General features: G+C 66.8%; 26 protein-coding genes. 24 read left to right on the top strand and 2 right to left on the bottom strand.

Features of this window, described 5'->3' with window-relative positions; genetic code table 11:
* The first annotated feature begins 1 nt into the window (after position 1).
* From dqs_RS02990 to dqs_RS03025, 8 genes are read left to right on the top strand one after another with little or no spacing between them, the layout of a single operon-like run.
* Positions 2-1,762 (top strand): BspA family leucine-rich repeat surface protein, encoded by a 1,761-nt coding sequence (locus dqs_RS02990; protein ID WP_065339614.1) that lies wholly within the window; start codon positions 2-4, stop codon positions 1,760-1,762.
* Positions 1,763-1,765: 3 nt separating this feature from the next.
* Complete coding sequence (locus dqs_RS02995) at positions 1,766-2,182, top strand: hypothetical protein (RefSeq protein ID WP_065339615.1); 417 nt, start codon at positions 1,766-1,768, stop codon at positions 2,180-2,182.
* On the top strand, positions 2,179-3,000 hold the full coding sequence (locus dqs_RS03000; protein ID WP_065339616.1) for a hypothetical protein: 822 nt from the start codon (positions 2,179-2,181) through the stop codon (positions 2,998-3,000). Before dqs_RS02995 ends, dqs_RS03000 begins: the two co-directional genes overlap by 4 nt.
* Positions 3,001-3,003: 3 nt before the next feature.
* The gene (locus dqs_RS03005) at positions 3,004-3,306 is read left to right on the top strand and encodes a hypothetical protein (RefSeq protein WP_065339617.1); all 303 of its coding nucleotides are present in this window, start codon (positions 3,004-3,006) and stop codon (positions 3,304-3,306) included.
* Positions 3,306-3,596, top strand: a complete 291-nt coding sequence (locus dqs_RS03010) for a hypothetical protein (protein ID WP_065339618.1) — start codon at positions 3,306-3,308, stop codon at positions 3,594-3,596. Before dqs_RS03005 ends, dqs_RS03010 begins: the two co-directional genes overlap by 1 nt.
* On the top strand, positions 3,593-3,928 hold the full coding sequence (locus dqs_RS03015) for a hypothetical protein (RefSeq protein ID WP_065339619.1): 336 nt from the start codon (positions 3,593-3,595) through the stop codon (positions 3,926-3,928). Before dqs_RS03010 ends, dqs_RS03015 begins: the two co-directional genes overlap by 4 nt.
* A complete protein-coding gene (locus dqs_RS03020; RefSeq protein WP_065339620.1) occupies positions 3,925-4,215 on the top strand; it encodes a hypothetical protein in 291 nt (96 codons plus the stop codon). Before dqs_RS03015 ends, dqs_RS03020 begins: the two co-directional genes overlap by 4 nt.
* 1 nt (position 4,216) lies before the next feature.
* Entirely contained in the window at positions 4,217-4,717 is a 501-nt protein-coding gene (locus tag dqs_RS03025; RefSeq protein ID WP_065339621.1) for a DUF1804 family protein, read from the top strand.
* Positions 4,718-4,736: 19 nt separating this feature from the next.
* Here dqs_RS03025 and dqs_RS03030 read toward each other — a convergent pair whose 3' ends face one another.
* Positions 4,737-5,192 (bottom strand): Trm112 family protein, encoded by a 456-nt coding sequence (locus tag dqs_RS03030; protein WP_065339622.1) that lies wholly within the window; start codon positions 5,190-5,192, stop codon positions 4,737-4,739.
* 32 nt (positions 5,193-5,224) lie between these two features.
* On the opposite strand from dqs_RS03030, the gene terL reads away from it, so the two are divergent.
* Positions 5,225-6,865 (top strand): phage terminase large subunit, encoded by a 1,641-nt coding sequence (terL, locus tag dqs_RS03035; protein ID WP_065339623.1) that lies wholly within the window; start codon positions 5,225-5,227, stop codon positions 6,863-6,865.
* A gap of 8 nt (positions 6,866-6,873) precedes the next feature.
* Here terL and dqs_RS03040 read toward each other — a convergent pair whose 3' ends face one another.
* Positions 6,874-7,356 carry a hypothetical protein gene (locus dqs_RS03040; RefSeq protein WP_065339624.1) on the bottom strand — a complete coding sequence of 161 codons (483 nt, stop codon included), beginning with the start codon at positions 7,354-7,356 and terminating at the stop codon, positions 6,874-6,876.
* A 30-nt stretch (positions 7,357-7,386) separates the two neighbouring features.
* Here dqs_RS03040 and dqs_RS03045 point away from each other — a divergent pair, with 30 nt between their 5' ends.
* From dqs_RS03045 to dqs_RS03120, 15 genes are all read left to right on the top strand, one after another.
* A complete protein-coding gene (locus dqs_RS03045; RefSeq protein ID WP_065339625.1) occupies positions 7,387-8,988 on the top strand; it encodes a DUF935 domain-containing protein in 1,602 nt (533 codons plus the stop codon).
* A 139-nt stretch (positions 8,989-9,127) separates the two neighbouring features.
* The gene (locus dqs_RS03050; protein WP_065339626.1) at positions 9,128-10,366 is read left to right on the top strand and encodes a phage head morphogenesis protein; all 1,239 of its coding nucleotides are present in this window, start codon (positions 9,128-9,130) and stop codon (positions 10,364-10,366) included.
* A 115-nt stretch (positions 10,367-10,481) separates the two neighbouring features.
* Complete coding sequence (locus tag dqs_RS03055) at positions 10,482-11,012, top strand: phage virion morphogenesis protein (protein WP_065339627.1); 531 nt, start codon at positions 10,482-10,484, stop codon at positions 11,010-11,012.
* 169 nt (positions 11,013-11,181) lie between these two features.
* Complete coding sequence (locus dqs_RS03060; protein WP_157108136.1) at positions 11,182-11,883, top strand: hypothetical protein; 702 nt, start codon at positions 11,182-11,184, stop codon at positions 11,881-11,883.
* Between the two features lie 528 nt (positions 11,884-12,411).
* Positions 12,412-13,452, top strand: a complete 1,041-nt coding sequence (locus dqs_RS03070) for a phage protease (RefSeq protein ID WP_065339630.1) — start codon at positions 12,412-12,414, stop codon at positions 13,450-13,452.
* Between the two features lies 1 nt (position 13,453).
* A complete protein-coding gene (locus dqs_RS03075) occupies positions 13,454-13,870 on the top strand; it encodes a hypothetical protein (protein ID WP_065339631.1) in 417 nt (138 codons plus the stop codon).
* A gap of 13 nt (positions 13,871-13,883) precedes the next feature.
* The gene (locus dqs_RS03080) at positions 13,884-14,780 is read left to right on the top strand and encodes a Mu-like prophage major head subunit gpT family protein (RefSeq protein ID WP_065339632.1); all 897 of its coding nucleotides are present in this window, start codon (positions 13,884-13,886) and stop codon (positions 14,778-14,780) included.
* A gap of 2 nt (positions 14,781-14,782) precedes the next feature.
* Positions 14,783-15,292: a hypothetical protein gene (locus dqs_RS03085; RefSeq protein WP_157108137.1), complete on the top strand. Its 510-nt coding sequence runs from the start codon at positions 14,783-14,785 to the stop codon at positions 15,290-15,292.
* Between the two features lie 4 nt (positions 15,293-15,296).
* Complete coding sequence (locus dqs_RS03090; RefSeq protein WP_065339634.1) at positions 15,297-15,710, top strand: gp436 family protein; 414 nt, start codon at positions 15,297-15,299, stop codon at positions 15,708-15,710.
* Positions 15,710-16,153: a phage tail terminator protein gene (locus dqs_RS03095; RefSeq protein WP_065339635.1), complete on the top strand. Its 444-nt coding sequence runs from the start codon at positions 15,710-15,712 to the stop codon at positions 16,151-16,153. Before dqs_RS03090 ends, dqs_RS03095 begins: the two co-directional genes overlap by 1 nt.
* Positions 16,154-16,177: 24 nt before the next feature.
* Entirely contained in the window at positions 16,178-16,963 is a 786-nt protein-coding gene (locus dqs_RS03100) for a phage tail tube protein (RefSeq protein WP_065339636.1), read from the top strand.
* 3 nt (positions 16,964-16,966) lie between these two features.
* Positions 16,967-17,563 (top strand): hypothetical protein, encoded by a 597-nt coding sequence (locus dqs_RS03105; protein ID WP_065339637.1) that lies wholly within the window; start codon positions 16,967-16,969, stop codon positions 17,561-17,563.
* Positions 17,564-20,050 carry a tape measure protein gene (locus tag dqs_RS03110; protein WP_065339638.1) on the top strand — a complete coding sequence of 829 codons (2,487 nt, stop codon included), beginning with the start codon at positions 17,564-17,566 and terminating at the stop codon, positions 20,048-20,050. It begins immediately after the preceding gene.
* Entirely contained in the window at positions 20,047-20,562 is a 516-nt protein-coding gene (locus dqs_RS03115) for a hypothetical protein (protein ID WP_065339639.1), read from the top strand. The genes dqs_RS03110 and dqs_RS03115 overlap by 4 nt, the downstream gene beginning before the upstream one ends.
* A 10-nt stretch (positions 20,563-20,572) precedes the next feature.
* Positions 20,573-20,965 carry a hypothetical protein gene (locus tag dqs_RS03120; protein WP_065339640.1) on the top strand — a complete coding sequence of 131 codons (393 nt, stop codon included), beginning with the start codon at positions 20,573-20,575 and terminating at the stop codon, positions 20,963-20,965.
* Position 20,966 lies beyond the last annotated feature (1 nt).

The following is a 20,966-nucleotide window of genomic DNA, read 5'->3' on the forward strand; positions in this document are numbered from 1 at the left end:
CATGTCCGTCCACGCCCGGGTCCAGCTGCACGACGACGCAGATGTTCCGCTCGCCAATGTGGGCGGTATCACCGCGCTGTGGTGGGACGCGGAAGATCCGATCGAATTCGTCGCGCCGACTGGCCGGGCGAGCGGGCTATCGACGGACGCCACTGGCTGGCTGTCGCTTGATCTGCAGGACGTCTCGGGTCACGCGGTTGGAGGCGTTGGGTTCCTGCTGCTGCGCAAGGCTGATGCCGTCGATGACCAGGACTCGCTGATCTTCGCCGGCCAGATCACCACCGAGGACGCCACAGGCGGCGCACGCCTCACCTACAAAGATTCCTGGGAGCGCCCGGCTGACTGGCTGGTGCTGCCCACTGTGGGGCCGACCGAACAAAAGTTCGTCGGCCTGTTGGCGATCACCGACGACGACTCCAACTACGTGGCCATCAATGCCTCGGGCGCCTACACGGTGGATTGGGGCGACGGGAGCGCGCTGCAGAACTCCGCTGCCGGCACCCAGTGCCAGCACAAGTACACCTATTCCTCGATCTCAGCCGATACCACCTCGTCACGTGGTTATCGCCAAGTGATCGTGACCGTCACGCCACAGGCCGGGCAGTCGCTGACGATGCTCTCTCTCAACGTCAGGCCGACCCAGTACTCGGCCGTCAAGAGTACGCAGTGGCTGGACGTAGAGATCGGTAGCCCGGCGCTCACTGACCTGCGGCTTGGGTCCAGCACCTATCCTGGTACGACCACCACTGTGATGGGGCTGTACTGGTTGGAGCGCTTTACCCTGCGTAGTAGTGCGCTCACCAGCCTGGCCTACATGTTCTACTACTGCATCATGCTGCAGTCAGTATCGCTGTCTGGTGCTGGTGGCGTGACGTCACTCTCAGCGGCGTTCTACGGATGCTCGGCGCTCCGCGGGATTCCCTTCTTTCAGACGGGTACCGTTACCGCTGCTGACAACATGTTTTATGAGTGCACGAGGCTGGTTCAGATACCGAAGCTGGCTTTGGGCTCAGCTGCCAGCTTTGCCACCATGTTCACAAACTGCCGAAGTCTGCAGAGCATTCCTCTGCTAGACACGCACTCGGCGACCAGCGTCCTTGGGATGTTCAGCGGCTGCATTAGCCTGCGCACCATTCCATTGTTGGACGTTGCGGCAGTAACCAACTTCACCAACATGTTCAACGGTTGCACCACGTTGGAGAGTATCCCGGCTATCAACACGGGCTCTGCGACGTTGATGACCAACATGTTCGTGAGCTGTAGCTCGCTGCAAACGGTTCCGCTGTTGGATACAGCGGACGTTACCAACCTCTCCAGCATGTTTTCCGGGTGCATAAACCTGCGCACGGTACCGCCGTTCAACCTGACGGCGGCGGTAAACGTCGCGTCGATGTTCAACAACTGCACTGCACTGCAACGGGTGCCGAGCTTCACCGGCGGCACGCTGATCACGACGATCAGCAACATGTTCGCCAACTGCCAGGCGCTCCAGTCCATCGGCTCGCTCGCGTTCAGCGCTGTGACGGCCGCTACCACGCCGTTCTCGAACTGCCCATCCCTTGCCCGCTGTGGTGTCTCTGGATTTGGCCTCACGCACTCGTATGCGTCCTGCCGGTTGTCGGCTGCGGCGCTCAACGAGATCTTCACTGCGCTGCCCACCGTGAGCGCGCGGACCATCACCATCACCGGCAACCCGGGTGCCAGCGATGGCGCGACCAATCGCGCGATCGCCACCGCCAAGGGCTGGACGGTCACGGGGTAACGCATGCCTTTCTTCAAACGAGACGACGAGGCGAGCGCGCTGCTGACCGCGCCAAACTTCGTGGCCGGACCGGGCTTCGAGCTGCAGGCGGAGATGCACGACACCTACAGCTATCCGGTCGACGGCTGGTACTGGTTTGATTCGCTCGACGCCGCCATGGTCGCGCTGGCGGTCCCCCCCGCGGCGACGTCGATCACGCAGCGCCAAGCGCGCCTGTACCTGTTCAAGCACGGCCTCCTCGCCGGCGTCGAAGCGGCGCTCGACCAACTCGCAGAGCCGGTACGTACCGCCGCCCTGATCGAGTGGCAGTTTGCGCGCGAGATCGAGCGCACCAATCCGCTGGTGCTCGCAATCGTGGGCACGCTCGGCTGGACCGACGACCAGGTGGATACGTTCTTCGCTGAGGCGGGTGTCCTATGAAGTCTGCCCGCCTCAGCAGCGCCTACACGTCCGCAGGCAACGCCCGCTTCGTTCCGGCATACCGAGAGGTGCCCGCCGGCGGCGAGTACGACCTTTCCGCCGCCGGCAGCGCTGCCGCCAGCGGCGTAGCCACGCCCTCGCTCGTCGTTGGTCTGGCGGCCGTCGGCATCACGCTCGCTGGCGGCACCGCGGCCCCCAGGGTGGATTTGCCGTTGTCGGCCGCGGGCATTGCCACAACCGGCGGCGAAGCGGCACTGTCCGCCACCGTCACCCTTTCCGCGCTCGGGCTGGCGCACGCCGCTGGCGCCGCCGGCGTGCGCGCAGACGTGCTGCTTGCGGCTGCCGGCGCCGCCGCAAGCAACGGCCATGCGGATGTCGCGGCCCTGCTCGCGGCGGCCGCGGCCGGTAGCGCACAGAGCGGCGGCTCCGCCTCGCCGAGCGCTGCCCACAGCGCCAGCGTCGCAGCCGCCGGAGGAGCGATCTCCACGGGCTCGGCACTGCTCACCATCACAGTCGCCCTGCAGGCCGATGGCGCAGCGTCCGCAGCCGGTAGCGCGTTGGTGTCGGTCACCACCACGCTCACGGCGGAGGGGTTTGTGCAAGCGATGGGCTCAGGTCTGGTCGCAGTGCAGATCCCGCTCGCAGCCGTCGGTGGCGCTCTCGCGCGCGGTGACGCTGCGCCGCTGCTGCAGGAGGCGCTGCTGCTCGTGGCAGACCCGCGCTTCACCGTGCAATCGGGCGGCGGCGAGTACCTGGTGCGCAGCCAGCACCGCTACCACGTCGCTTGCGTGCGTCACCGTTACCGGGTGGGGAGGTAGGCCATGGAACGCTTTCGCCCCCTGGACCCAGCAGCGCGCCGTGTCCTCACCTGGTCGTTTGCCGAAGACTTGAATCCCGGCGAATCGCTGTCCGGCGCCACCATCAGTATCACAACGCTGGCTGGTGAAGACTCCGACCCGGAAGCGGTCAAGGTCGGCGACCTGGTTGTCCAGGGCCACTTGGTGCTGCAGATGGCCGCCGGCCGACCGGACGGTAACGCCTACGTTCTCAAGTGCCTCGCCACCACCACCGCGGGCGAGATCCTCGCGCTCTCCGCGGTCCTCACCATGCAGGAGGGCGCCTGATGGCCCTGCACATCCACCTTGAACCGGTGATGTACGTCGGCCGCGGCTACGTCGCGCCCGACGGCTTCGCCCACAAGCACGCCTACGAGATGGTGTGCTCGATCTTCATGCTCGGCGACGGCCGGGCGCGCGTATTCGCGGCCCACGGCGACATGGACCGCGGCACGGTCACGTCGCTTGCGGGGCAGCTCGAAGCGCTGGGAATCCATACGGTCCTGGTCAATCGCCATGGGGTCGAGCAGGAGTGGCAGGTCGCAAGCGCGACGTGCAAAGCAAGGAAAACCGAATGATCGCAACCGATTTGGCCTTCTACCTCGACATCGCGCAGAAGGCGGTGACGTTCGGTATTGCCGTCTGGCTCTACCTGGAGAAGAAGCGCGACACGACGCACGCTCGCATCGACGCCCTCGAAAGGAGCCACGACGAGCGGCTCGACGACCATGCGCGCCGCATCGCCACGGTCGAGGCGCGCAGCGGCCCGACGCATGCCGACCTGGGCGACATGCACGAAAAGATCAACCAGGTCGCCAACACCTCCAGCCGAATGGAGGGCGAGATCAAAGGGCTGGGCGACACGGTGCGCCTGATTCTCAGCCGCATAACCGAAAGGGGCATGAAATGACCACCGCTGCACAACTCGTCGAACTCGACCGCCGCCGCGCCATCCTCGCCGCCCTGATGGTGGCGCCGTCCTACATGATGCCGGCCCGCGCGCTGCGCGAGCAGATCAACCTGGTGGGCTACGCGGCGAGCCTCGACCGCCTGCTGATCGACTGCGCCTGGCTGGCCGAGGCCGGGCTGATCACGTGGAGCAACGAGGTCGCCACCCTCAGCGACCGCGGCGCTGACGTGGTGCTCGGCCGCGCCCAGGTGCCGGGCGTGAAGCGGCCGGAGCCGGGGCAAGCCTGACATGGCCCACCCCGACGATACCCGCCGCGCCGTGCGCGCCGGCTACGTCTTCGACCAGCTGGGCCTGGAGGTCGCTGCGGTCAAGGAAGGCGTGCCGGTGGCCACCGCCCGGCGCTGGAAGGCCGAAGCCAAGAAGGCCGGCGACGACTGGGACCGCGCCCGCGGCGCCCAGCTGCTCGCTGGCGGCGGCATCGAGGACGTGGTGCGCCAGACGCTGGCTGTGGTCGTGCAGCAGGTGCAGGCCACGGTGGAGAGCATCAACCTCGCCACCGACATGGACCCGGCCACCAAGGTGCAGATGCTGGCCAGCCTGGCCGATGCCTACCACAAACTCATGGCCGTCTCGAAGCGGCTGATGCCCGAGACCGACAAGCTCGCCATCGCCATGGATGTGCTCAAGCGCTTCGGTGAGTTCATCGCCAAGCGCAAGCCGGCGCTGGCCGGGGAGTTCGTCGAGCAGATCGAGGCGTTCGGGGATGAGATTGCGAGGGCGTATGGCTAAGGGTGTTCGTAAGAGTCTCTTAGTCGTAAAGCGACCTGGGCGCGGTTTCCCGGACGCTGAAGCTGCGTTTGCAGCGTGGGCACTCTACCGACGTGCTGTAGTCGTCAGGGCCGGAAAGGTGCGAGAGCGTTCCGTCTTCTTTGCAGACAGGGCAAACGTAGTGGGACGGCTCATCAGGATCACGCATGTCATCACGCAGTTTCCACAAGTACGTCCCACGATACGGCTCGCAAAGGCGGTAGCGGTCAAAATCTGCCTGTTTTGCCAATTGCTCCTTCGCGAGCCGCAAGTCCGATTGAAGCTCGAAGATCTTCGCCTGTGCTTCGATAAGGCTCCCTTGGGCGTCCGCAATGATCGTCAGAAGCTCGGCAGCCTTCATCTGGACCGCTATGTCCTCTCGCAGGCCAGCAATACCCTTCGCGAGGTCCCGGGCGGTCGAGAGGGCCGTAAGCCCGGTAGCAATCATGTCGAGCATGGGCGTGTGTCCTTGGCGTTTGGTTTCCGGACGTGAAGTCTAGTCGAAAGTCATTCCTCGCCGACCTCGCCAACCTCGCCGCGTCCTTCCGCGCGCGGATCGAGGCCGAGGTCACCGGCTTCGATCCGGATCCGGCCGAGTGTCAAAAGCGCCGCAAGAAGGCGTGGGATGACTTCGAGTACTTCATCGGCACCTACTTCCCGCACTACGTCCGCAGCCCCCACAAGTCGGAGCTGCACCGTTACCTGTTCGCCCGCCTGTCGGAGATCGTCGCCAGCGAGAAGAGCGAAACCGACGCGATCGCTGCGCCGCGCGGCGAGGCCAAGAGCACGTTGGTGTCGCAGCTCTTCGTGCTGTGGTGCCTGATCACCGGCCGCAAGCGTTACCCGGTCATCGTCATGGACAGCATCGACCAGGCGTATCCGATGCTGGAGGCGATCAAGGCCGAGCTGGAGTTCAACCCGCGCCTGCAGATGGACTTCCCCGAGGCCGTCGGCCAGGGTCGGGTGTGGCAGGCCGGCACCATCGTTACCCGTGGCGATGCCAAGGTGCAGGTGGCCGGCTCCGGCAAGAAGCTGCGCGGCCTGCGCCACGGCCCGTACCGGCCCGACCTGGCCGTGCTCGACGATATCGAGAACGACGAGCAAGTGCGCAACCCTGACCAGCGCGACAAGCTCCAAAGCTGGCTGACAAAGACAGTGCTGCCGTTGGGCGGCGCCGGCGCCAAGTTCGACGTGGTGTATATCGGCACCATCCTGCACTACGACTCAGTGCTCAACCGCACGCTGGCCAACAAGCTGTGGCGGTCCGCGAAGTTCAAGGCGCTGCTGAAGTGGCCGGACCGCATGGACCTCTGGGAGCGCTGGGAAGAGCGCCTGCGCAACGAGGGCGAAGACGAGGCCGACGCGTTCTACCAGGAACACCGCGACGCGATGGAAGCCGGCGCCCAGTGCAGCTGGGCCGCCCGCCCGCTGCTCGCGCTGATGAAGATCCGCGCCCGCGACGGCCACGACACCTTCGACAGCGAATACCAGAACGACCCGGTCGCCGGCGACAACGCGCCCTTCGCCAAGGTCATCACCTTCTGGGTGAATCGCCTACGCGAGTGGATCTTCTTCGGCGCCTGCGACCCGTCACTCGGCAAGGCCGGCGCCAGTCGCGACCCGTCGGCGATCGGCGTCGGCGGCTACAACCGCGCCACCGGCATCCTCGACGTGGTCGAGGCCGGCATTAAGAAGCGCCTGCCCGACCGGATCATCGAAGACGTGATCGCCTACCAGGCAGAGTACCGCTGCCTGCTTTGGGTAATCGAGACGGTTCAGTTCCAAGCGTTTCTGTACTCGGAGCTGGTGAAGCGCGCTGCGGCGCGCGGCATCCACGTGCCGGCGCGCGGGGTGCAGCCGCTCACCGACAAGCTGCTGCGCATCGAAAGCCTGCAGCCGCACATGGCCAACGGCCTGATCCGGCTCCACCCGAGCCAGACCACGCTGATCGACCAGCTGCGCCACTTCCCCAAGGCCGACCACGACGACGGCCCCGACATGCTGCAGATGCTGTGGATGGCGGCGACGACGGCGGGGGTGGGCGCGAGCGGGTTTCAGTCGCTGGGCCGGCACGGCCGCAACGAGGCCCATGACGACGTCGGCGGGTTCGAGTCGCGGAGGATGTTCTGATGGCCGCGTTACCGCATTCCAAAGGGGTGCTTGCTACCGCGTACCAAGGCGATCGCTTCCTTTGCGCCCTTAACGCGGTGGTGGCCACCGCCCGTATCTTCGAAGTACAGATCAACGAGGTCAGCGAAAGTGCCGTCGTCGCTTTCGACCACCATGAAGCCGTCGAACTTATGGACCCTTTCCTCATAGGCACCGTACTCGGAGAGCGCGGCCCTGTTGGCCGAAATATCAAAGCCAGAGCGACAGCCGTTCGTGTACGTCCCCCACAGCGTTCGCAGCGCGATCGGCCGCTTTCCCACATTGGCTGCCCGGACTACGACGACGTAGTACTCCCCGCTGTCGCCGCTGATAACGGCGGTCGCTTGGGCTTCAACGATTGCTCGGTCACGCATGGCTACCCACAGCGAGACTATGAAGCTCAGCAAGGACACCACGATTGCAATGATCGACAGCCAGTCAGAGGGCTTCAGAACTGCGTCGCTGGGGTCCATTTTGGGCTCCAAATTCAGTAGGCATAGATCATGGCCCAAATTATCGACCAACACGGCAACCCCATCGACACCGGCCTGCTGCGCGAGCCGCAGACCGCGCGCATCGCAGCGCTGCAGCATGAGCTGGTGCAGTCGCAGCTCGACGGCCTGACGCCGGCCAAGGCGGCCCGCATCCTGCGCGATGCCGACCAGGGCGACATCGTCGCCCAGCACCGCCTCTTCGATGACATGTACGACCGCGACGCCCACCTGCGCTGCGAGTACGACAAGCGCCGCGGCGCGCTACTCACGCTGGACTGGTCCATCGAGCCGCCGGAGGGCGCCGGCGCGCGCGAGAAGATGCTCGCCGCCCGCATCGAGGCGCTGCTGCGCGACGCGGTCGATGACCTGGAAGACCTGATCGACCAGATGATGGAGGCGCCCGGCCACGGCTTCGCTGCCATCGAGATCGAGTGGCAGCGCATCGAGGGCGAGTGGATTCCGAAATTCCACCCGCGGCCGCAGACCTGGTTCCGGACCGACATCACGCGCCGCGAGCTGCGGCTCAACGACGGTACGGCCGACGGCGCGGTGCCGACGCCCATGGGCTGGGTGATGCACCAGCACCGCAAGGTGAAGACGGGCTACCTCGGCCGCGCCGGGCTGTTCCGCGCCGTGCTGTGGCCCTTCCTCTACAAGGCCTATGCGATCGGAGATTTCGCCGAGTTCCTGGAGACCTACGGTCTGCCGATCATCGTCGGCAAGTACATGGCGGGCGCCACGCCCGAGGAGAAAGCAAGCCTGATGCGGGCAGTGACGGCCCTCGGGCACGATGCCCGCGCCATCATGCCCGACGGCATGTCGCTGGAGATCCAGAAGATCACCGGCGGCGGCGAGGGTAGCCACCACCTCAACATGGTGGCCTGGGCCGACGGCGCGCAGAGCAAAGCCATCCTCGGCCAGGTGCTCAGCGCCGAGGCCAAGGCCACCGGCTTGGGCAGCGGCGTCGCCGATCTCCACGCCGAGGTACGCCACGACATCCTGGTGGCCGACGCGCGACAGGTGGCCGGCACGCTGACCCGTGACCTGGTGTATCCGCTGATCGTGCTCAACGGCGGCGGCATCGACAGCTACCGCCGCTGCCCGCGGTGGGTGTTCGACCTGGGCGAGGCCGAGGACATGGCCGCCTACGCGGACGCGCTGCCCAAGCTCGCACAGGGCGGCGCGCGGATTCCCGTGAGCTGGGTGCACACCAAGCTGCGCATTCCCGAGGCGGAGGAGGATGAGGCGGTGTTTGGTGCTCCGCCGGCGGCGGAGCCTCCGCCCCCCGTTGGGGCGCTGCCGCCGGCCGATCAGGCTGCGCTCGCGGCCCGCTGGCATCGCGCCGCGCTGGCACAGCCCGGAGTCCGTCCCGCGCCAGATCCCGCCGACCTCACCAATGGAGCACTGGGCCGCGAAGCCGAGGCGCAGATCCTCGCCTGGCGCGACGACATCGAGGCGATGCTGGCCCAGGCCGACAGCCTCGAAGAGTTCCGCGAGCAGCTGCTCGCGCGCTACGCCGGCCTGCCCGCCGAGCAGATGGTGAGCGTGCTCGCCATCGCGCTGGCCGCGATGAATCTGGCGGGCCGTAGCGAGGTGCAGGATGGCCGCTGAAGGGAAATCGGTTTACAGCCTCATGGTGCGATTTTCCAGACCGGGCCGCCGTCGTCGTACCGGCGCGAGGCGTCTGGCGCCGAGTAACGGGGTAGTAACGGCCTTTGCCGGGCTGTCGCACATCGCCGGATAGATCGAAATGGCAGATACCCGCCTCGAAGGCGCCCTTTCGCTTCCCTTTGCCGAGCAGCTGCAGTTCTTCCGCCGCAAGCTCAACCTGCCCACCGATACGTGGCAGGACATCTGGCAGGAAGCTCATGATCGCGCCTTCGTCGTCGCCGGCGCCACCAAAGCCGACCTGCTGGCCGATCTGCGCGAGGCAGTAGATAAGGCCATCGCCACCGGCACCACGCTCGAAACCTTCCGCAAAGACTTCCGCCGCATCGTCGCGCAACGCGGCTGGACGGGCTGGACGGGGGAAGGCAGCAACGCCGGCGAGGCCTGGCGCACGCGCGTCATCTACGAGACCAACCTGCGCACCAGCTACGCCGCAGGCCGCTACGCTCAGCTCACCGATCCGGCGCTGCTCGCCGAGCGGCCTTACTGGCGTTACGTCCACAACGACAGCGTGCTCAGCCCCCGGCCGTTGCATAAGCGCTGGGGCGACATGCGGCTGACGCTGCGCCACGACCACCCCTTCTGGCGCACGCACTTTCCGCCCAACGGCTGGGGCTGCCGCTGCCGCGTCACCGCAGCCGTTGCGCCGCAGGCCGGCGACGCCACCGAAGCGCCCGACGGATGGAACACGGCAGGCGGCAATGGGAGCCTTCCCGGGATCGACAAGGGCTGGGCCTACGCGCCGGGCGCGAACTCGACACGGCCGCTGCGCGAACTGGTCGAACAGAAGCTGCTCAACCTGGACGCTCCCATCGGTGCCGCTATGTGGGCTGAGCTGCAGCCCGCCATCGCTGCCGAGCAGCGCCTTGCGCTCGCGGACATGATCGACCGCGTCGCGCTCGCAATGCAGGCCGGGGGAGAGGCCGCGCTGGTCTCCGCCGTGTCGCCGGAGGTTGTCACCGCCCTGGCCGAGCTGGGCCACCCGATGCAGAGCGCCGATATCTGGCTGCGCGATACTGAGCTGCTGCACGCACTCCGGGACACCAAGACGAACCGCCAAGCGTCGCTGCCGCTCCAGGTATGGCGGGATCTACCGCGGCTACTCGACGCAGCCGACGTGTATTACGACGCGGAAGACCCCGCGCTGGCGTATGCGATCGACGTCGCAGGCACCGTGGGCAAGGTACTCGTGCGGATCAATTACCGGGACAAGGTGAAGGACAGCCAGGGCAAGCGCTCGAAGGTAACGTCCAACTTCGTCCGCACTGGCGGCGTCGTCGAGGCCGGCGATTTGCAGCAGGCTCGTTACATCAAGCTGTAGGGGATGAGGCGGCGCCGGATTCGAACCGGATCATAGCGACCTGTCGGCCCCTAACCGTTCCCATTGGAAACAACCGCCTCGTGCGGACATCATAGCCCGATCCGGAGAGGCGCGCATGGCAGACCGAATTGCAATCGAACTGGACGTGGCGCCGGTGCTGGCCCATCTGGATCGCCTGCTGCGCGCAGCCGGCCCCGAGGGCATGGCGCCGGCGCTCCGCGAGATCGGCGAAGACCTGGTTGAAGCGACGAAGCGCCGGTTCGAGACGAGCACCGCGCCGGACGGCAGTCGCTGGGTGCCGAACAGCGAGGCCACGTTCTTGCACTACCTGGGGCGAAGCAAGAGCAACTTCGGCAAGGACGGGCGCCTCTCCGGCAAGGGCGCTGGCCGTGCGATGGGTAAGAAGCCGCTCGTGGACAGCGGCGTGCTGCAGGACACGATCCGATACCAGGTCGAAGGCCTCGACCTCTTCGTGGGGACCAACCGGTTCAGCGGGGAGTGGGATGGCGGGGCTGCGGTGCATCAGTTTGGTAGCCGGGATGGGCGTATCCCGGCGCGGCCGTTTCTGGGTTTGGACGAGTCGGGCATCGTGGCGGTTCTAGAGGTGCTCGAGAGACATCTCCTGTCGACTGCAAGTCAAAGTTAACGCCCCTCATTCAATTTCCAGACAAAAAAGTAACGGGTTCCATGGACCACCCGAGGGTCTGCGGATAGTATGCAAGTCGTTTTTTTGCGCACTCACGGACGAGATGGCCGCGCCTCTACCGAAGACCGGGGATTTTGTAGATCGACTTCGCAAGCTCATGGATGACCCCGTGCCCAACGAGTTCCAGTTGAACTTGTTGGAGCGGGACATACAACGGCAGATGAAGTCGGGCGTAGATGTCGATGCAGCCTACATGGTCTACGGAGCGGTGCGGTTGCTGCGATCCGACGTGGAGGGATTTGAGAAGGCCATGGAGAATGCCCTTCGCCTGTCTTCCTCTCTGTTGGTTCGCCTCAATTACGCGATCTTGCTCCGCACGGCTTGCCGTCTCAGCGACAGCCTAAAGGCCTCGATCGAACTCGCTGAGAAGTACCCGGGTGACTTCGAAGTGCTGTCGGAGGCAGCTCGATCCGCCAGCGCAACGCTACGGTACGACCTGGCGGAGCGGTTCATCGATATGCTCGATAAGTTAAAGGCTCCCGAAATGTATGCGGCCAAGGAAAGGAGCCTGCTTCGATTGCCAGAACGAGCGCGCCTACGTGAGCGCATGGCAGAGAGCGGTCTAACGTACGAAGATCTGGCGCAAGTGATGGAAGTTGCCTCGGCCGTCGTGGCTCGGCGATTCAAGATCGCGGGTGGTTGGACCACTGGCATCACCCCGGACGGGACGATGAGAGTCACCATTTGCGTCGTTGGTCAGACCGATGACATCGTCGAGACGAGCTTTGAAATTGCTGATGCGGTTGTAGCGGCGAATCTCGATCACGTTGGGGAGGTGCTCACCATTGCTTGCATGGGTATGCCAAAGTGAGTGTCAGTGCCTTTGATTTTCTGGCGTTTGCTGAAGGACTAGCGCGCAAGGCAGCCACTGAGATTGAACTGCGGGTCGCCATGGGCCGGGCGTACTACGCCGCGTATCACTGGGCCGCTTTTTGCGCAGAGGGCTGCTGTCCCCTGATCGATCGCTCATCAGTTAAAGGTGGGAGTCACGAGTACCTCATCGGCCGGTACGTGGCCCTAGCCACGCCACAAGGGAGATCGGTGGCTTGGCTGCTACGGGACCTAAAGGCGGGGCGCGAGTTGGCGGACTATGAGGTTGTCCAGGCAGTGTCTAGGCAAGAAGTGGATGCTCACATTGCAACCGTCAGGAAGGTTCTTGAGAAGATCAGCATGGTTACCGGCGTGCCGCTTCCCGCGGAGCCGAAGGACGATGAACTAGACGTCGCGTAATGTGCGATTTGGGGCGTGACTTACCGCCCCTGCGATTCTGCCCCTCTCTGCGGGCGTCCGAAGTAGTTCCCCTCCCGTATAGCGCCAGCCGCCACCGATCATCGGCGGCATGGCAACCCAGACCCGCACCGCACTCCCTTCCCTCGCCGCCTGCGCTCTGCGCGTAAAGGCCGGTGAACCGCTCTCCCGGCTGATCCCGGCCGGCGAGTTCGACGCCCCGCGCGGCGCCCTCACGGGCAGCGGCCCCTGGCGGCTCACGCCCCAAGGCGCGGCTCGCATCATCGCGGCCAACGCCTCCCGCGGCACCGACATCGCCATCGACTACGAGCACCAGCTGCTGCTGACCGAACAGAACGGTCAGCCCGCGCCGGCGGCCGGCTGGATCGACCCGCGCTCGTTGGTGTTCCAGGAAGGCGGTGACGAGCCCGGCTTGTATGGCGCCATTCGATGGACCGCGAAGGCCGGCGCGATGATCGCATCGGACGAATACCGCTACCTGTCCCCCGTCTTCCCCTACGACCCCGCGACGGGCGAGGTGCTCGGTCTGGCGCACGTCGCGCTGACCAACATCCCCGCAATCGATGAGCCGGTCATGGCCGCGCTGTCGGCCCGCCTATCCGCTTTCCCCCACCACCAGGAGAACCCTGACGTGAACGAGACGCTGAAGAAGCTGCTCGCCGCGCTCGGCCTGCCCGACACCACCAGCGAGGCCGATGCCATCGCCGGGGTTGCCGCGCTGAAGGTCCGCGCCGACGAGGCCAACACCCAGATCGCCGCCTTGAAGTCCGCCGCGCCCGACCCGGCCAAGTACGTGCCGGTGGCCACCATGCAGGCGCTGCAGACGGAGGTCGCCGCGCTGTCGGCCCGCGTCAATGGCGACGAGGCCGCGCGCCTCATCGAGGACGCGATCGCCCAAGGCAAGCTCGTCGAAGCCCAGCGGGAGTGGGCCAGCGCCCTCGGCAAGAGCGACATCGCCGCGCTGCGCTCCTACGTGAGCACGGCGCCGGCGATCGCCGCGCTGAAGGGCATGCAGTCGGGTGGTGGCAACCCGAGTGCGGGCGGCGGCGGTCCGTCGGACGCTGATCTCGCGGTCTGCAAGGTCCTGGGCCTGACCGCCGAAGAGTTCAACAAGGCCAAGATCGGAGGCTGACATGGCTGCTCTCACTGCCCCTCGCAACACCATGGAGCGCGCCGGCGCCGTCCTCGGCTTTCCGGTCAAGGCCAACGCCAAGATCTTCGCCGGCGCGCTCGTTGTGCTCTCGGCCGGATTCGCTGCGCCCGGCTCGGTGGCAACCACCCTGATCGCCGTCGGCCGTGCCGATGAGGCCGCCGACAACACCGGCGGCGCCGACGGCGCCATCACCGTCCAGGTCCGCCGCGGCACCTTCAAGTTCGGCAACAGCGCCAGCACCGACCTGATCGCCCAGGCCGACGTCGGCGCGGACTGCTACATCGTCGATGACCAGACGGTGGCGAAAACCAACGGCTCCAACACCCGCTCGCGCGCCGGCAAGATCGTCGCCGTCGAGAGCGACGGCGTGTGGGTGCAAATCGGCCTCGGCCAGTAACGGAGACCCCGTCATGCTCATCACCCCCGCCAATCTCCAGGCCCTCGCTCAGGGCTTCAATGCGGCCTTCCTGCGCGGCTTCGGCTCGGTCGCATCGACCTACCAGTTGATCGCGATGCTCATCCCGAGCACCTCCGACGCCGAAAACTACGGCTGGATGAAGGACCTGCCGGGCATGCGCGAGTGGATCGGCCAGCGGCAGTACAACAACCTGGAATCGACCAGCGCCCAGCTCAAGAACAAGCCTTGGGAACACACCATCGCGGTCAAGCGCGACCAGATCGAGGACGACAAGCTCGGCATCTACTCGAACGTGTTCGCGATGCAGGGCGAGATCGTCGCGCGCCATCCGGACGACCTGGTGTGGTCGCTGCTGCCCAGTGGCTTCGCCACGAAGGGTTTTGATGGTCAGTACTTCTTCGACACCGACCACGTCGGCTACGACAAGGATGGCGCCGAGGTCAGCTGGAGCAACACCGGCGGTGGTGCTGGCGCTCCGTGGTTCCTGATGGATCTCTCGCGGACCTTCATGAAGCCGCTCATCTTCCAGGAGCGGAAGAAGCCCCAGTTCGTGAGCCGCACGCGGCCCGACGACCCGCACGTGTTCGACATGGCCGAATACCTGTTCGGCGCCGACGCGCGCTACAACGCGGGCTTCGGGTTCCATCAGCTCGCCTACGGCTCCAAGCAGACGCTGGACGCTACGGCGTACGACGCCGCGCGGGTGAAGCTGGCCCAGCAGTTCCGCCCGGACGGATCGCCGCTGGGTGTGCAGGGCACTCACCTGATCGTGGGGCCAAGCAACGAGGCCAAGGCTCGCGAGCTGCTGGAGGCGGACCGCAACAGCGCCGGCGCCACCAACATCTGGCGCGGTTCGGCCCAACTCCACGTCTGCCCGTGGCTGGTGTAACCATGGGGGCCGCGAATGCTCGGGCGGGAAAAGCCGCCAAACAGGTGGAGGCGCGCGAACTGCCCTCCGCGACCCCGGCCGGGGAGGGTTTCCCCGGCACCAACACTGCCAGCGCCGAGAAGGCCGACGTGACGGGAGCGGCCAATGCCGCCCCTGTCACCGAAGCCGACGCTCGGGAGGCGCGCCAGGAGCCGGCGCCTCCCGCGGCGGGCACGATCGATCCGGCGGCCGAGGCTGCCGCGGCCGACGTGGCGGCCCAGGCTGAGGCGGTGACGCCCGCAGGCGGGTCGGTTGATTCGTTGGTGTTCGACCCCCTCTTCCGTGAGCCGGTGGTTACCCACCTGCGGGTGCGGGCTCGGCCGGAAGCCGGCTTTCGCCGCGCAGGTCGCCACTGGCCCGGCGGTGAAGGGGTGACGGTTGCGGCTGACGACTTCACGCCGGAGCAGATCCTGGCGCTGACGGAGGAGCCGGAGCTGGCCGTTACTTTCATCGCCGACCAGGTGGCGGAGTAACGGCATGCCCTACGCCACGCAGGCCGAGATGGTGTCCCGCTTCGGGGAGCGCGAGCTGGTCGAGCTGACCGACCGGTTCGACGCGCCGCTCGGCCTGATCGATGCCGGCGTGCTTGGGAAGGCGCTGGCGGATGCCGACGTGGAGATCGATGGCTACATCGGCGCGCGCTACACGCTGCCGCTGGCGACGGTGCCCGACCGCCTGGTGCAACTCGCCTGCGACATCGCGCGCTACCACCTCTACACCAACGCTGTGCCGGAACTCGTCGCCGAGCGCTACAAGGCGGCGATAGCGTTCCTGCGGCTGGTGGCGGCTGGTGGCGCAACGCTGGGCCTGCCCGAAACCAGCGGCAGCGCCGGCATGGGGCTGGCCGAAATCAGCACCGGCCGGCGTCTCTTCGCCCGAGGTGACCGCTGATGCTGGATCGGGACTGGCTGGCCGCAGGGCCGCACCTGGTCGAGCGGCTGCGCGACCAGGTGCGCGAGTTCCGGCTGGTAGCCGAGCTGACCGACCTCGGGAAGATCGAGGAGCGGGTCAAGCAGGCCCCGGCCGGGATTGTCGCCTATGACGGCACTCGCTACGCGGATGGGGCGCGATCCGGTATGTCGCGCCAGGGTGCGCAGCGCTGGATGGTTGTCGTTGCAGTCCGCAACGCGACCGGCGGCGGCGACAACAGCGCCCTGGCGGCCGAAGCCGGCCCCCTGATTCTCCGTGTCTCGGACGCGCTCAGCGGTTGGGCCCCCTTCGAAGGCCGGCCGCTGCGCGAAGTGACTGCGCCTCGCCCCGGCTACAGCACCGCATTCGCCTATTACCCGCTCATGTTCGAGCTGGATTTCGTAACTGCAACGCCGCGCCGCTGAGCGGGCACAACCGGAGCCATTCACATGGACATTCTCGAGTACTTCTCTGGGCAGGGCAGCATCTTCATGGGCCCGCGCCTTGGCAACGGCATGCCGGGCACGCTGCGCTGGGTGGGCGACGCGTTGATGGAGTTCGGCTTCACGCCCAACGAAACCAAGTTCCAGGAAAACTACACCGGTCAACGCGGCGACGCCCTGGTGCTTCCGGGAAAAACCGAGGCGAACCTGAGCGTTACCTTCCTTCAGTTCCATGACAAGAACTTCGAGGTGGTCACGCGCGGCGAAACCGTCGAGCAGGATGTGGACGCGGTCACCGATCGCGTGATCGGCGTAGCGCCGTTGGCGGTGGGCGACATCCTCAGCCTGAATGCCTTCAACGTCTCGGCCGTGACCATCCAGGACAGCACTGCGGGCACCCCGAAGACACTGGCCGCCGATACCAACTACCGGCTGGATCCGAAGGCTGGCCAGATCGAGATCCTGGACGTAACGACCGGTGGTCCCTTCACCGGCAACATCGTGGCCGACCTCACGCCCGGCGCAGCGAACATCATCAAGATGATGTCGGGTGCGGCCAAGGAGTACTGGGTGCGCTTCGTGGGCACCAACACCGTTCCGGGTGCCGTCTGGAAGAACGTCGTTGCCGACTTCTACCGCTGGAGCCCGCCGCCGTCCGAAACGATGTCGCTGATGCACGATGGCCAGTCACGGTTGGAGGCGCCGCTGGCCGGCAGCCTGCTGGCGGATTCGACCAAGACTGCGAACGGCGAATTCGGCTACTTCGGCCGCATGGTGATGCTCCAGGCTTAACCGATGTCCATCGCTGTCGCCAACGAACTCGACCTTCTGTTCGCCGCCCCCGAATGCGTCTCGGTGGGCGGCGAGCGGGTTGACGTGCGCGGGGTGCGCCTGAGCGAGTTGCCCCGCTTCCTGCGTTTGTACGATGCCCGGCCAGCACTGCCCGAGGGCGGCGAACTGCCGCCGCAAGCCGAAGCGGCGCTGGCGGAATGGCAAGCAGGCCTGGTGGTGATGCTCAGCAACCTGTGCTGCCGCTCGGTCGATTGGCTCTCCGGCCGGACGGACGCGGAGCTGGGCGAGTTGTTTGGAGCCATGCGTCGGGCGAACCGCATCCTGTTTGACCCCGCCCCGGCCCGGCACGGGCCGCGCAACGGCAGGGGGCAGAGCTGGGCCACCGCTGCCGCTTGGCTGGTGGAGTGCGGTCACTCCCTTGAGGCAGTCGGCAACTACACGCTGGCGCAGATCGAGCAGCTCACCGCCGCCCATGGCCGCCTCGCGGCGGATCGCAGTCTGGACGCGCTGTCGATCGCCCGCGCCGCCCAGGCCGACCGGAAGGGCTACAGCCAGGCATTGGCGGCACTCAAGCGCGCTCGCACGCAGTTGGGGCAGTAAATGGCCGATCGCAACCTTACCCTCGCACTGCGGGTGTCGGCGGACACCAAGGAGGGTCGCGCCGCCCTGACCGAGCTGCAGACGCTGATGCGGAACGCGGGGGCGCAGGGGGGCAGCGCCCTTGATCCGTTCACGGCATCGGTCGCCCGTGCGACCGGCGGCGTCAATTCGCTGACGACACAGCTCAAGCCGCTGCAGGCGGCGCTGGGCGGACTGTCGGCCGCGGCGATCACGGCGCAGCTGATCGCCCTGGCCGACACCTACCAGCAGATGAACGCCAGGCTGCGGCTGGCGACGCAGTACACCGGCGATTTTGCCGAGGTGCAGAGCGCGCTGCGCCAGGCGGCCGCGGATACGCGCGCGCCACTGGCCGAGACGGTAGATCTGTATTCGCGCCTGGCGCCGTCGTTGGCGGCAGTGGGGCGGACTGGCGCGCCTGCGGTGGGCATCATCTCCACGGTCAATCAGGCGATCGCGCTGTCAGGTGCGTCGGCCGGCGCCGCCGAGGCCTCGCTGGTGCAGTTCGGCCAGGGTCTGGCCAGCGGTGCGCTGCGCGGCGATGAGCTGAATTCGATTCTGGAGCAGACGCCGGCGCTGGCCGACGCGATCGCCGAGGGTATCGGCATCTCGCGCGGCGAACTCCGGACTTGGGGCGAGCAGGGGCGCTTGACGGCCGACGTGGTCGTAGGCGCGCTGGAGCGCGTGAGCGCGCGAGTGGAGTCGGACTTCCGCCAGCTGCCACTCTCGATCGGCCAAGCGATGACCCTGCTCAACAACGAGCTGCTGCAGCTGGTCGGCAGCGCAGATCAGGGCAGCGGCGCACTCGCAGCGTTGTCGCGCGCGATCGTGTTCGTGGCCGAAGGCATCGCCGCCTTCGGCGAGTCCAGCGGCACGATCGCGCCCTTCGTCGACTTCGTCGTCGATGCGGTGGATGGCATAGCGCGCCTGTTCCGCATCGTCGCCACCGGCCTGGCCGGCTACACGCTGGCGATCCAGCAGGCACTGGAAGGCGACCTTGATGGCGCGCTGGCCACCTATCGCCAAATCGGCAAAGAGGTCGAGAAGATCCTGCTGGAGCCCGGCGCCGAGCAGAAGCGCCTCGAGGCGCAGAAGGCCGCGGCGCAGGAAAACGGCAACGCTCGGCTCAAGATCGAGCAGGATCTCGCCAACGAGATCGAGAAGCTCGAAAAGATGCGCGCGGTCGCTGCCGGCCAGGCGAATGCGGACATCCTGCTGGATGACCAGGCCCTGCAGCGCAAGCGCATCGAAGAGGCGAAGAAGGCAACCGAAGAGCAGTTGAAGGGCGCGGAGCGCCTGCGCGACGCTCTGCGCGATGCGTGGGACACCGCCATCCAGAAGGCGCGGCAGGCCCGCGAGGAGGCCGCGACGCTCGCGCAGGACGCGAAGGACGCCAGTCTGGCCGGCGCGGACAAGGCCAACAGCCGCCGTATGCGCGGGATGACCGAGGAGGATCGCTCCGCCGCCGCCGAGCGCGAGGCCAACGACCTGCGCGATCAGGCCAGCAGTAGCGCGGCCCGCTCGGTCATCGCCGCCTATGAGGGCGACTTGGCGAAGGCCCAGCAACTCGCCGAGCAAGCGGCGAAGCAGGCGGAGCGCGCCGAGCAGTTTGCGGACATGGTGACCGACGACGGCACCGCGGCGGACCTTTTCCAGCAACTTGGTGACATCCGCGCACAAGCGCTGCGAGCCCAAGCCCTGATCAAACAGCAGGAGGCCAAGCAGCAGGAAGAGCTGGCCACCGCGATCAATGGACAGATCCAGAGCGCTGAACAGCGCATCGTGGAGCTGAAGGCGGAGTTGGCGAAGCCGGTGATGATCCAGGTGGATATCACGGCCGCCGAGCAGAAGATCAAGCAGCTGCAGAGCCAGCTGCAGGCGCTGGGTGGGGGCGCCCCGGCCGCCGGAGGTGCGCCGACACCGGCCGGTGACGCTGCGCCGACTACCGAAGTGCAGGCGGACACGGCCGAGGCCGAGACGGCGGTCGACAACTTCCGGGCGGCGCTCGACGCCATTCCGGAAACGAAGAAGGTGACGATCGAGACGCAGACCGTTACCAGTCCGGCCCCAAGCAGCTATGCGGACGCGGCCAGTGCCTGGAACAGTTCGGTGAACGGCTTCGCCAGTGGGGGCGCCATCGTCGGCCCGGGGAGCGGCACCAGTGACAGCATTCTGGCTCGAGTCTCGAACGGTGAATTCATCCTGCGCGCGGCGGCAGTCCGCCGCTACGGACTCGACTTTCTTCACGGTCTCAACGCGATGCGGCTGCCGCGGTTTGCGACCGGCGGCCTCGTTTCCAGCGCACTGGAGCCCGCCATGGCGGAGATGCGAGGTGTCGGCGATACCGTTGGCGCGGATCTCGTGGTGCCCGGCGTGGGGCGGTTTCCTGTGCGCGCCGAGGCTGACGTCTACGAAAGCATGCAGCGCGCCCTGCGTCGGGCGAGCCTTAAGGCGGGAGGACGGGCATGAGGCGCCAACCGGACCTCATGATCAACGGGCTCGTGTTTCCCGCGCCGGCTGCGGGCCAGATCACGCAGACCTACGCCGACATCGGTGGCTTTGCGCGCCGGCGCGCGGCGAGCGGGCGCCTGATTGCCCAGGAGGCGTGGCGCCGGATCTCGACCAGCATCTCCGCAGAGGGTTGGGTGCCGGCCGCGCTCGACAGCATCGACTGGAGCGGCGAGCTGACCCTGGGCTGCATTGCGGCGCGCGCCCGGCAGTCGGACACGCCGTCGATCGCGCTGCCCGCGGCGCGCCGCACCGACGCTGCGCCCTACGGTTTCGCCGTCGTTGGCCACCGTCTCGTACCGACGTCGTTGGCCGTCGCCGGCGACCTCGCCACGCTGGCGCCTGTTGCCGGCGCGACCGCCTACAAAGTCCTCTACTACCCGCTGCTGATCGTGCGCAGCGACGGCCCGTCCGAGCGTTACGACGCCGGCGGGGCCGTCGCGGGGTTCGATCTGCAGGCCGAAGAAATCTAAGGAGCCCGCCATGGCAGCACCGTATTTCACCAGTTGGAACCCCGCCGCCAAAGTGGCCGTGCATACCGCGCTGCGCGACCTCCTCGACGCCGCGACCAATCCGGCCTACATGACCGCGCACGATGCCGGCGACGTGCTGCTTGCCACCGCTACGCTGGGCGACCCCTGCGGCACCGTCGATCCAGTGACCGGCGCGCTCAACCTCAGCATCGCGGTGCAGGAGGACAGCGCCCCCGCGGGCGGCGACATCGCCTATTGGACCCTCTACGACGGCGCCGGCACGCCCTACCGCTCGATCCCCGCCGAGGAGGGCACCGCGCCGGCGCCCGGCAAGGTGGTCATGAACACCCTGACGGTGCTGCCCGGCGGGCCGGCGCAGGTGCTGAGCGCCTCGGTGGTCTGAT

The sequence above is a fragment of the Azoarcus olearius genome (assembly GCF_001682385.1).
Lineage (GTDB): Bacteria > Pseudomonadota > Gammaproteobacteria > Burkholderiales > Rhodocyclaceae > Azoarcus > Azoarcus olearius.